This window comes from Vibrio mediterranei, from assembly GCF_013364395.1.
GTDB classification, from domain to species: domain Bacteria; phylum Pseudomonadota; class Gammaproteobacteria; order Enterobacterales; family Vibrionaceae; genus Vibrio; species Vibrio mediterranei.
In genome coordinates this window covers 984,437-995,848 of record NZ_JABXGK010000008.1, presented here as the reverse complement: position 1 = coordinate 995,848, position 11,412 = coordinate 984,437, and the positions used below count along the sequence as shown (strand labels likewise).

The 11,412-nt window shown below is 42.3% G+C and carries 10 protein-coding genes; 9 read left to right on the top strand and 1 reads right to left on the bottom strand.

The window, feature by feature from the left end; all coding sequences use genetic code 11:
• The first annotated feature begins 5 nt into the window (after positions 1-5).
• The 3 genes from HOP38_RS21555 to HOP38_RS21545 are packed head-to-tail and all read left to right on the top strand — an operon-like array spanning position 6 to position 2,846.
• Positions 6-1,325 (top strand): TolC family outer membrane protein, encoded by a 1,320-nt coding sequence (locus tag HOP38_RS21555; protein ID WP_006073589.1) that lies wholly within the window; start codon positions 6-8, stop codon positions 1,323-1,325.
• Positions 1,322-1,939 carry an OmpA family protein gene (locus HOP38_RS21550; protein ID WP_198558946.1) on the top strand — a complete coding sequence of 206 codons (618 nt, stop codon included), beginning with the start codon at positions 1,322-1,324 and terminating at the stop codon, positions 1,937-1,939. The genes HOP38_RS21555 and HOP38_RS21550 overlap by 4 nt, the downstream gene beginning before the upstream one ends.
• Positions 1,932-2,846, top strand: a complete 915-nt coding sequence (locus HOP38_RS21545) for a PstS family phosphate ABC transporter substrate-binding protein (protein WP_198558945.1) — start codon at positions 1,932-1,934, stop codon at positions 2,844-2,846. The genes HOP38_RS21550 and HOP38_RS21545 overlap by 8 nt, the downstream gene beginning before the upstream one ends.
• 49 nt (positions 2,847-2,895) lie before the next feature.
• Here HOP38_RS21545 and HOP38_RS21540 read toward each other — a convergent pair whose 3' ends face one another.
• On the bottom strand, positions 2,896-4,950 hold the full coding sequence (locus HOP38_RS21540) for an alpha-amylase (RefSeq protein WP_198558944.1): 2,055 nt from the start codon (positions 4,948-4,950) through the stop codon (positions 2,896-2,898).
• Positions 4,951-5,120: 170 nt separating this feature from the next.
• Between HOP38_RS21540 and HOP38_RS21535 the strand changes: the two genes are divergently transcribed.
• The 6 genes from HOP38_RS21535 (at position 5,121) to HOP38_RS21510 (ending at position 11,412) form a co-directional block, all read left to right on the top strand.
• Positions 5,121-5,696 (top strand): hypothetical protein, encoded by a 576-nt coding sequence (locus HOP38_RS21535; protein WP_031494935.1) that lies wholly within the window; start codon positions 5,121-5,123, stop codon positions 5,694-5,696.
• Between the two features lie 468 nt (positions 5,697-6,164).
• On the top strand, positions 6,165-7,118 hold the full coding sequence (locus HOP38_RS21530) for a TerC/Alx family metal homeostasis membrane protein (protein WP_006073600.1): 954 nt from the start codon (positions 6,165-6,167) through the stop codon (positions 7,116-7,118).
• Positions 7,119-7,404: 286 nt separating this feature from the next.
• On the top strand, positions 7,405-7,593 hold the full coding sequence (locus HOP38_RS21525; RefSeq protein ID WP_198558943.1) for a hypothetical protein: 189 nt from the start codon (positions 7,405-7,407) through the stop codon (positions 7,591-7,593).
• A 448-nt stretch (positions 7,594-8,041) separates the two neighbouring features.
• Positions 8,042-9,271, top strand: coding sequence for a peptidase T (pepT, locus tag HOP38_RS21520; protein ID WP_198558942.1), 1,230 nt, complete (start codon positions 8,042-8,044; stop codon positions 9,269-9,271).
• A 28-nt stretch (positions 9,272-9,299) separates the two neighbouring features.
• Positions 9,300-10,154, top strand: a complete 855-nt coding sequence (locus HOP38_RS21515; RefSeq protein WP_006073609.1) for a mechanosensitive ion channel family protein — start codon at positions 9,300-9,302, stop codon at positions 10,152-10,154.
• Positions 10,155-10,278: 124 nt separating this feature from the next.
• Positions 10,279-11,412 (top strand): efflux RND transporter periplasmic adaptor subunit, encoded by a 1,134-nt coding sequence (locus HOP38_RS21510; RefSeq protein WP_198558941.1) that lies wholly within the window; start codon positions 10,279-10,281, stop codon positions 11,410-11,412.

Genomic DNA, 11,412 nt, shown 5'->3' with positions numbered 1-11,412 from the left:
AAAGTATGCGTTGTTCAAAGCTCATGCTGTCTATGTGTGTGGCGTTTGCATCTCAAGCTCACGCGATCTCACTAGAAGAGTCAGTAGCATTTGCAATCGATTATAGTCCAGAAGTACTTGCGCAGTATTCTAGATATCAATCGGTGGTTAGAGATGGTGATGCCGCAGGTGGTTATCGCTTACCGCAAGTAAATTTGTATGCTGCGGCAGGCGTAGAAGAAACTCGCTATAACAACGGCAATTATATTGACCCTGATGATAGACGATTAAACCGAACCGAATTAGGCGTTCGTGTATCACAGCTCTTATTTGATGGATTCGGTACTAGTGCGAATGTAAAACGCCTAGGTTACGAAGCAGAAGCTGAGCGTTTAACCCTGATTTCAAGGGCAGAAAATGTATCGCTTGATGTTGTCAGAATATATTTAGAGCTATTAGAAGCAGAAACGTTACTGCAATTGGCCAATAGGAATGTGCTCGAGCACCAAGAAATCTATCAAGACGTTTTAGACAAAAAACAGAAAGGGTTGGCAAGTAACTCCGATCTAGCACAGATCTCAGCACGTGTTGCGACCGCTCAGTCATCTCAAATATCGGCCCAAAACAACCTCTATGATTTGAAAACACAGTTTTTGCGCTTAGTAGGCAAGCCTGGCAGCGAATTGGTCTTTCCAAAATTCGACAGCGGCTTGCTCCCGAGTACCCTTGATACGGCAGTTCAACAAGCGGTTGATAACCATCCTGAGATTCAAGCTGCAATGATTGATATGGACGCCGCAAGGCAAGAGATTAGACGTGAAAAAGGCGATTATTATCCGGAAGTTAAATTGGAGTTGCACGCAAACAAAAATCGTAACGTAGGTAACGTAGTGGGCCCAGACGAAGATATGCGCGCCATGGTGACGCTGGATTACGATATTTTCAGTGGCTTTTCAACCAATGCACGAGTGGAGTCTTCGGCGTGGCGTTTGGAGGAGGCACGTGCCATAAGAGTACGAACTGAACGTGAAGTAAGAGAGGGTACTGAACTTGCGTGGAATGCGTACTCAATGTTGGAACAACAAATTCGCTTGCTTCAACAAAATGTCGATGCCGCAAAAATCGCTGAACTTGGTTACATCCAGCAATTCAATGTAGGACGACGCAGTCTGCTTGATGTCTTGGATGCCAAAGTTGAGGTCTTTCTTGCTAGACAAAACTATATCCGAAGTAAATACGACCGTACCTTCGCTGCATATCGACTGCTAAACGCGATGGGCGTGCTGACGTATGCATTACGCGTTGAACATCCAGACGAGTGGCAAAAAGAAGGAGAGTCGTCATGAAGCGATTATTTATCATGGGGCTCCTTCCTTTTGTACTTCTTGGCTGCGCTGAATCTCCTAACGTTAAAACCAATAGACATCAAATTGATGATTTACGTGATCAAGACCAAGATGGTGTTATTAATCAAAGAGATCGATGCCTTGATACCCCCAAGCATGTTGCGGTCGACAATACTGGCTGCGCAGATTGGCAAATTTCTGACAAACCAGTGGTTGTAAGTATTGATTTTGATTTCGATAAATCAAAATTACGTTCCGACCAAACGTCTAAAGTAAAGCGACTTGTCGATATGTTGGAGCAATACCCCAACTCAAATGTGGTTCTAATAGGGGACACTAGCTCAGAAGGAACCGACACTTACAACAAAGCGCTGGCTAAGCGCCGCACTGGTGCAATCCGTAATGAGCTTGAGCGAATGGGTATTGAGTCAGAACGCATTTCGGAGCAGGAGTTCACGCAAACAACGTATTACACAGAACAGCTTCATAAACGTAAGCGTCGAACGATAGCGGTTTTTTATCGGCCTGAAATGAAAGTAACCGAGGAGTGGGATATCTTTACTTCGGAAAAAAACTTAAGCAGTGCGACTAAGGTGGAGGCTCCCAGTGAATAAACTGAGTACGGTAATTATCGGTAGCATGGCAGTTTCTCCGCTCGCCCTAGCAGACCAGCATATGACACCGCCTTCTATTGTTGCGGTTGAGCACAACTTAGTCCCGTTAATGCAGGCATTGGTTGATGCAAAGCAATTAGATATCACTGTTAAAGGCAGTACTGATGTTCCTTATAGCATCACTAACAACAAACTTGCCATGGGAATTAGCTCTCGTAAATGGAAAGACAGGGAAGTGGCAAAATTTGTTCAAGTACATGGTTATAAGCCAACGGAGTTGTTCTTTACGGCTGATGTGATAGCAATTGTCGCCAATAAAAGCAATCAAACCCAATCTATTTCTGTGGCGGAGCTAAAACGAGTCTTTGGCTGCCATTCACAACCAGATGTGGTGAGGTGGGCGGACGGTAATGGACAGAGCACTATTCCTATGGTTCCTTTTGCTATCGACAATCAATTAGTAATGCACAAGGAGTTTTCAAGTTGGGTTACATGTAAAGATGACGAATACGCTGCGACGCACTTTGTGTCTGACAAACCAACATTTTTAAATGAAATTTCCGGTGAGGAAGGGGCGCTCGGTTATACCGTGTATAGTGATGAGCTGAAAGATACCAATATTTTAAAAGTCACCAACCGTTTTGGTGAGTCTTATGATGTGAATAAAGAAACGATATTGTCTGGACGTTATCCTCTGGCTAGCGTTTACTACATGTATCTAAATCTACCTCCGAATCGAGAGTATTTTAATGAGCAAGAAGAGTTCTTTATTGGCTTAACGTTGTCAGAAGAGCAGAAACCAGTGCTCAATCGATATGGATTCATCAGTTTGCCGCCAGAGGCTATTCAACGTAATCGAATTAGACTAAAGCTAGATGAACCCATGATAGAAGGGGGATATAAATGAGTTCTTAAGCATTCTAGCCTAAGAACTCTTGATTGAATGGCTCTAGCTGTTAGTTTCCAAAATAGGCGATGACGACTTTGTCGTCGCCTAATTGTCTTGAAAATACGTAAGCGTTATCATTCGGCAATACCGTATGTTTTCCTGCACCGATGGCTGGGTGTCGATCTCTAAATTGTCCAACTGTTTCCCAGTGCTTCAACAGCTTTTGCTTATCATTTGAAAGCTCCCAAATCATGTCCGAGCGAGTACCTTGATGGAAGTCATCTGCATAAGGACCGATGTTTCTTCCCACCTCATCGCCGTAGTAGACTTGAATCGCACCAGGGCTTAATAGCAGGGCGTTGGCCGCATTTCGTTGCATGTCATAGTCTTTAAAGCGGCTAAAAAACAGTTCTGTGTCATGAGAAGACATGTAGCTTACGGGATTAAAATCAGGTGAACCTTGAATGGTGTCAGCGTAATGCTGATAAGTGTCTGCCATTTGGCTAAAGCATGCAGCGCCTTTGTCGAGCTTCTTTTGCATATCAAAGTTAATTAAAGCATCAAACCCATCATCAAAGTAGGGGCTTCTGTAGGCGCTGTGCCCCCAAACTTCACCCATCATCCAGAAAGGCTGTCCTTCAACGTTATTTTCTGAACGCCACAACTCAAGACTAGACGTCGCTTCAGCTTTGAGTCTTTTCCAGACCTCGCCTTCAACGTGCTTGACGGTATCAACTCGATATCCATCTATACCAAAGCGTTTAACCCAATCAGTTTGCCATTCGATTAAGTAGTCGGCCACGGTATAATTGTCTCTTGCGACTACTCGTGTGCCTGGGTTATTTAGTAGAAACTCTGGTGGTTGAACGGTTTTATTTGATTCTGTTTTGAAATCTGGCAGACCTGCAAGGGACAAAGTTGTATCACTAGAGCCTGGCTTATCATAGCTAGGTAGCCCAGTTCTTACCCAATCAGGTCCCCACCAATCAGCCCAATTGTGTGAGTTGTAATTTATATTGATGTGATAACTGTGCCAATTTTCACCTTTCTTAGGTGCCCAGTGTGCCCAGGTCTTTGGAAGTATATTGGTAGTTTTGGCAACATCAATGTGGTCGAATTGTAGGTCGGCAAGTGTTGAATAGCCTGGATGATTAATGACTGCGTCCAACAAGACCTTTATCCCTCGCTTATGGGCTTCAGAAACAAGCTGCATCAAATCTTTGTCATTACCAAAGCTCTGGTCAATTTTGGTGAAGTCACGAGCCCAGTAACCATGATAGGCATAAAATGGAAACGATCCACTATCGCCACCCCCAACAAAACCATGTACCTGCTCTACGATGGGAGAAAGCCAGATCACGTTGGTACCAAGCGCTTTAATATAATCTAGCTTCTCTGTGACGCCTTTTAAGTCGCCACCATGAAATGTCCCGACCTCATCTTTACCATCTTTTTGACGTCCGTAAGGTTGTATTGCCTCCGGGTTAGAATCTTTAAAACGATCGACCATGACGAAATAGATGTTGGCGTTTCTATAGTCGAACTTGGTGTTCGATTGGACTGATTTAACTGGCTCTAACAAGGTTAGACCGCCACTCGATGCGTTTGGTTGTAGTGAGACTTGACCATTATGAACAGTGACTACTGAACCTGAAAACACATCTTTCAACTGTGTCCCATCGGGGTAAGAGCTTCCTAGATCAATAGTCTGGAGCTGGTTAGGGAGCCTTTCGCACTTAACATCTGGTATTGGACGTTTAAACTCAGTTTTAGCCACTTTTTTAGGCTGTCGTTTAAAGGTTAATGTGTGAAGTTTTTCATCGTAGCTAAAGGCGTAGTCTCCGGTGAACCTAATATTCAAAGGCAAAGTAGATGTTTTACCGCACAGGAGAGGAACTGGAGTGTTGAACTTGACCTTATTGGGCAACTCATTATTGCAGAGCGTATCTGTAGCGCTGATCTCGAGCTGATACTTATCTTTATTAAGAGTGACGACTAATGGCGTTGTAGGGTCGAGTGGATAGTCTCTGCTCGTTGTAGAGGTAGAGATGGTTAAGTAGGGTGATGCAAATAGCGATGGCGAAGCCAACAGCATATAAGCAAGTAGGGTCTTATGTTTCATGCTCATTCCGTTGTTCTAATAATCCGAGGTTACTATAAGTTGCCTCAAACGGTCTCACATCATTCTCATGCTCTACGCCTCAAAGTCAGAGTAAGCTCACATAACAGATTCTTAAGGATGAGTTAGAGGGGGATGAGTTCGTAGAAAGAAATAAAAGGTACTATAGAGAGATGAAATTAAGAATACTGTTGCTATCACTTCTGATTCCCTCTATCTCCTTTGCTATGACTACATGGCCATCTCGTTATGTTATGGGAGAGTTGCCGTTAAGTACCTTAAATCAGGTTAGGTCTCTGTCTGATGTATATGACTGTGGTGAAATAGAACATCAGCGTTTTTGTGGTTTTGATACAAAATACCGTGGCATTCCAATGGTGGCTGAGATCGATGTTGTGAATCAGTCAGTAGCGCGAGTGTCTTTTTTCATACCAATGACGGTTACAAATTACACAAGGCTTCAGACGTTACTGCGTTCTGACGGCTATCAATTAAAAAGCGTTAAAATAGCGGGTAAGGAATTGATTGTTGAAGATTTAATCAATCAGGATTTACCTCATATAGCCGATAAGAAACTCATAGAATTTTTGAACTTATATCCCATTTCTGAGTCCAAACTATTTACCTGGATCCGTAAAAATGAGATTCAGAATACGTTAGCAACAGAAACGCTTTTAATGACAAGTGACAAAGAGCAAATCATGCTCACTTGGGACTTTCCCCAGCTTTCTAACACTGTCACACAATAGTCTTACGACTGTCATTTCAATGTTACATTCAAAAAGTAACTTGAATTGCGTAAAGTATAGAAGGAGTTAACCATGAAAAAGATGAGACGTGCACAGCTTCATCGTTGTCGTATTCAATACTGGAAAGAAACAAACCAGAAAACAACGGATAAAGTAAAAGCGTAATCAAGCTTTACAAACCAAGACGTGAAACCAGCATAAAAAGAAAGTGCTGGTTTTTTCGTTTTTAGCTCACAAAAAAGATAGACAACCTCAAATTTGAGGCATACAATCCGCTCGTTTTGGGGAGTAGTCACCCGTTTATTTGTCGTCATCTCGTTAAGTCTAGAGCTTATCCGGCAAATAAGAGCGCAGACAGCGCTTTGACGAGACCAACGCAATCAAATGCTCAGTATTTTGTTACTGAGTGAAGTATTTGTTTGTGGAAGGTCGACACCCATACTCTTCGTCCTTCCGCCTGGAGGACTTATGAGCCCATCTATTTATGTTTCTTTCTTTGTACTAACGCTAGCTCTGGTTGCGTTGGACATATATCAAACTCGCGGTGGTCAAATCTCTATTCGCAAAGCAGCGATATGGAGTGTATTTTGGTTTCTACTAGCGTTTGCTTTTTCTGCAACGATTTACTTATTCTGGGACTTTTACGCTCCAGCAAGTGATTACACTGCGGAAAAGGCGACGGTGTCTTTCTTAACAGGGTACCTATTAGAGAAATCGCTGAGCGTGGATAACTTGTTTGTGTTTGCAATTATCTTCCACCAGTACGCAGTACCTGAACATTTGCGACCAAGAGCTCTGCTTTGGGGTGTTATAGGTGCATTGGTTTTAAGAGCAATAATGATCAGTGTTGGAGCTCAGTTACTTGCTGAGTTCCATTGGGTAATGTACTTGTTCGCGGCGTTCTTGATCTGGACAGGTATTAAGCTTGCTAAAGACTCAGGTGAGGATGAAGTAAACCCATTACCTGAACGTGTAATTAGAAAGCTAGTGCCCGTTACAGATGATTTTCATGGTAACAAGTTATCTATTATCGAAAACGGCAAACGTGTATTTACGCCAATGTTGGTCGTAATCGGTGTGATTGCGTTTATGGATATTATGTTTGCTCTAGACTCAATTCCTGCGATTTTTGCAGTTACTAGAGAACCGTTCTTAGTACTAGCGGCTAACGTATTTGCTTTGCTTGGTTTACGTTCTTTGTACTTTGTACTAGAGGGGATGATGAATCGTTTTGTTTACTTAAAACCAGCGTTGTCATTCATTATGATTTTCATCGGTGTGAAAATGGCATTAGTAGGTTCAGCTTGGGAAATTCCAACCTGGGTGTCGTTAAGTGTGATTCTTGTGACTATGACCGTAGCAACGGTTGCATCGCTCTATCGAGAAAAGCGCGAACCTCACATGGTGGATAAGAATAGCTAACGACAAATAGCAAAAAACCTCTTAATTATAAGAGGTTTTTTGTTTAACAATAATACAACAACTATATTGTTGTTACGTATATGGTTTGCTATTTATGCATTTATTTAAGCATATTGTGATTATTTAGTCACCATTTTGGGATAACATTAACTGGCTGTTGTTAATGTCTTGTTTTATTAGAATAACTAATGCGAATGCCTAAATTTTGTCATTTTTTAAACAGCGTTTTTTTGCCTAATATTGTCACCAACAACAACGAGTTACCCAGTTTTTAAGAGAGGCAATCATGGCACAAGCAATGAACATCGAAACTATCGCTGTACCCTCTATGGATAAGAAAACCTACGCGGTTAACTTCAAAGGATTGATTGCACATTTACTAGACATTATGTTCGGTAAAGGCGAAGTAGAGAACACTTACTACGCAAACGAATTATCTGGTCACATGCAGCGTGATATCGGTATAAACCGATAAACACAAAGAATTTGAAAAAGAGCACCTAGTTATCTAGGTGCTCTTTTTTTTGCTCGTTTTAATAATCTTAACCCTATCAGTGTTCTTCAAAACCACCTTTTCTCTGTAACGTTTTTACTAACTCAACTCTTTCTGATTCTCGAGATGTGTTTTCTGTAACTACTTCAGTAGCCTCACTAAGATCCTCTGGAGAAAACACGTAATGTTTATTGACCGTCATAAGATAAGCCCACATTTAGATTGGTAAACGTAATTTATAAACTCATTATTTATCCAATGTCTCTAATCGTCATCAGCCCAAACTATCAAATTTAGGGCGTAGGGTAATAGGCGTATATTAATTGGCGTTTTTCCCACTCAATCTATATAAAACTGATTCATCGCAATTTACTGACAATGAGTTTACGTATGATGAGTACCAATATTCATAAGAACGTAAGGTGAAAAAATGACAAGTCTTATCGACCGGTTTCTCAATTATGTCACGTTTGACACGCAATCAGACCCGTCACAAGGTTGTTGTCCAAGTTCAAAAGGTCAAACGACATTCGCTGCGTTTCTCAGAGACGAACTTCTATCACTAGGTCTGCATGAAGTTGTTCTAGATGACAACGGATATGTAATGGCAACACTTCGTTCCAATGTTGACTACAACGTTCCAGCCATCGGTTTTGTTGCACATATGGACACAGCCCCTGATGCTTCAGGAGCTAACGTAAAACCTCAACTAGTAGAAAATTATCAAGGTGGTGATATTGCTTTGGGTAAGGGCGAGGAAGTCTTGTCTCCGATACAGTATCCAGATCTTCATGAGTTACATGGGCATGACATCATAACCACCGATGGCACGACGCTATTAGGTGCAGATAATAAAGCAGGTATTGCAGAGATCATTTCTGCAGTAGAGCATCTGATCAAAAATGCAGATATCCCTCACGGCGACATCAAAATTGCCTTCACCCCAGATGAAGAGATAGGACGTGGCGCAGACCTGTTTAATGTTGAGAGGTTCGGGGCACAGTGGGCCTACACGATAGATGGTGGACCTGTCGGAGAGCTTGAGTACGAGAACTTTAATGCAGCCGCGGCAATGGTGACGTTTCATGGTAACAATGTTCACCCTGGCACTGCGAAAGGCAAGATGGTGAACTCCATGACTTTCGCATCGCGATTCCAAGCAGAAATGCCTTCAGAAGAGACGCCTGAAATGACAGAAGGCTATGAAGGCTTCTTCCACCTGACAACTGCAGAAATGTCAGTACCGAAATCTACGCTACATTATATTTTGCGAGACTTTGAGCAAGAAGGTCTGGAGAGACGAAAAGCTTACCTGGAGGATAAGGTCGCGACATTTAACCAAGGTAGCAAACAGAAACTCGTCACTTTAACGATCACTGATAACTACTCTAATATGAAGGAAATGGTTGAACCACATCCACATATTATCGATATTGCTAAACAAGCGATGATAGCTTGCGATGTTAAGCCAAACATCAAACCGATTCGTGGTGGTACGGATGGAGCACGATTATCGTTTATGGGCCTACCATGTCCAAACATCTTCACTGGTGGTTATAATTTCCACGGTATTCATGAATTTATTACCGTTCAAGGAATGGAATTAGCATTAAACGTGATTGTGCAAATTGCGAAAGACACTGCAATTCGTTATCGTTAGGGAAAACAAAGTTATGCAGTAGGCGACCATGGAAGATTTTCAAAAAGTAATAGCGTTCTTATTAGAAAACAAACTGTTATTAAGCTTTCTGGTCGTCCTTGTTATCTTAGTCATTCGCCGAGTGACTCTTTCTGGTATCCGAGGGGATGTCGCTTTCTTATCTGAAGATCAGCGTAAATGGATGTCGAGAACTAAAAATGGTTCTTTTGCTATTATCGTTATCACGTTGTTTTTGGTTTGGAAGTCTGAAATCAGTGAGTTTGCACTGTCGGTTACGGCTATTGCCGTCGCTATTGTCGTTGCCTCCAAAGAAATTATCCTGTGCTTTACTGGTTCTATCCAAAGAGCGAGCTCTCGTTCATTTAGAATCGGAGATTGGATTGAGGTTGGCAAAACGAGTGGTGAGGTAATAGAGCACAACTTAATGGCGACTGTTATTCAAGAGATAGACTTGTATCACGGCCAATATCACTTCACTGGCAAAACGATCACTTTGCCAAACAGCATGTTCTTCACTTACGCGGTAAAAAACCTAAACTTTATGAAAAGGTATGTCTACCATAGCTTTTCTATTATTGTTCCTGGGTTTGACAACCTATTCCCGTTATTACCTGAACTTACGAGTAAAATTGAACACCATAGTGAGAGCTTTATCGATGTTGCGCGGCGCTATAACAGTGTTATAGAGAAACATGCCGGCGTCGATCTCCCTGGTTCAGAGCCACATATCCACATTTCTAGTGGCGCTACGGGGGAACAAATTCTACATGTAATGATATTTTGCCCAACAGAATTAGCGACACATCTAGAGCAAGAAATTCGCGCTGATTTTATGAATATCTACCACCATGCATTTCCAAGAGATATAGAAAAAACTACGTAAAAACAGTTCGTTATATTTTGAAACACTTTCAATATAACTATTAATACTTCTCGGACATTCAGCTGACTTGTAATTTGCTAGTCTGCCAAAGCTTGTTCCAATTAGAAGATAAAATGGTGTTTCAATGCCTAAAAAACTACTCGTTGCTAGCCTAGTCTCTGCTGTTCTTTTAGCAGGGTGCGGTGAAACAACTAATACCCAACAAAACGCGCCAGCGCCTCTAGTACAAACCCAAGCGGTGGAGCTGGTTCCTCATCAACAAAGTAAAATTTACATCGGACGCATGGATGCGGTAGAAGACACGGCTATTACAGCTCAAGTCTCAGGCTACTTACTGGAACGTCATTTCCAAGAAGGGCAAATTGTAGAAAAAGGACAGTTGCTCTATACCATCGAGCCTTCAACGTTTGAAGCTCAAGTAGCGAGCGCAAAAGCTATGGTTTCAGAAGCCCGCTCCTCGTTAAAGAAAGCAGAACTGGACTTCGAGCGTGGTAAGAACCTAGTTAAATCAAACAATATTTCTCAGGCCGAATTTGATGCGTTAACTGCTTCACTAATGAGCGCTCGCGCGCAATTAGAGGCTGGAATTGCACAAGAGAAAGTTGCTGAAGTAAACCTATCGCATACTACGATCAGAGCACCATTCACGGGTCGAATCTCTGACAGTAAAGTGAGTACGGGTGACTTGTTATCTCCGTCTTCAGGTGTGCTTACTACTCTAGTGAGTATGGACCCTATCTATGCCTCATTCAGCATATCAGAGCGAGAACGACTTGCCTTAGGCATGGACCAAATCGAAGGTGATGGTTCTGATGAGTCCAATGGCGTAGCAGTCAACGTTATCCTAGAAGATGGTCGTGTCTATGATCAACAAGGGAAAATCGACTTTTTAGGCAACCGAATTAATCTTAATACTGGCACATTAGCGATGCGTGCCGTGGTTGAAAACCCAAGTCAAAGGCTGTTACCAGGTCAACATGTTCGCGTTGAGCTTATGGAAAAAGAGGCGAGCGACGTAGTTACTGTGCCAAGACGAGCAGTACAAACTGACCTAGAAGGTGACTTTGTCATGATCGTTTCTGAAGGAAATGTGGCGGAGCGCCGCAATGTTGCGCTAGGACCTCAGGTGGAAACGGGTGTTGTGATTCGCTCTGGTCTTAAAACTACTGATGTTGTTATCACTCAAGGTCTACAACGTGTAAGAAATGGAATCCCTGTACGTATTCAAGAGCCTAAGTCACAAGAACAGGGTGCCTAA

Coding starts and splice junctions, on each gene's coding strand:
- HOP38_RS21550 (WP_198558946.1), top strand. CDS start 1,322: ATGAAGCGATTATTTATCATGGGGCTCCTTCCTTTTGTACTTCTTGGC.
- HOP38_RS21515 (WP_006073609.1), top strand. CDS start 9,300: ATGGAAGATTTTCAAAAAGTAATAGCGTTCTTATTAGAAAACAAACTG.
- HOP38_RS21540 (WP_198558944.1), bottom strand. CDS start 4,950: ATGAAACATAAGACCCTACTTGCTTATATGCTGTTGGCTTCGCCATCG.
- HOP38_RS21530 (WP_006073600.1), top strand. CDS start 6,165: ATGAGCCCATCTATTTATGTTTCTTTCTTTGTACTAACGCTAGCTCTG.
- pepT (WP_198558942.1), top strand. CDS start 8,042: ATGACAAGTCTTATCGACCGGTTTCTCAATTATGTCACGTTTGACACG.
- HOP38_RS21555 (WP_006073589.1), top strand. CDS start 6: ATGCGTTGTTCAAAGCTCATGCTGTCTATGTGTGTGGCGTTTGCATCT.
- HOP38_RS21525 (WP_198558943.1), top strand. CDS start 7,405: ATGGCACAAGCAATGAACATCGAAACTATCGCTGTACCCTCTATGGAT.
- HOP38_RS21510 (WP_198558941.1), top strand. CDS start 10,279: ATGCCTAAAAAACTACTCGTTGCTAGCCTAGTCTCTGCTGTTCTTTTA.
- HOP38_RS21535 (WP_031494935.1), top strand. CDS start 5,121: ATGAAATTAAGAATACTGTTGCTATCACTTCTGATTCCCTCTATCTCC.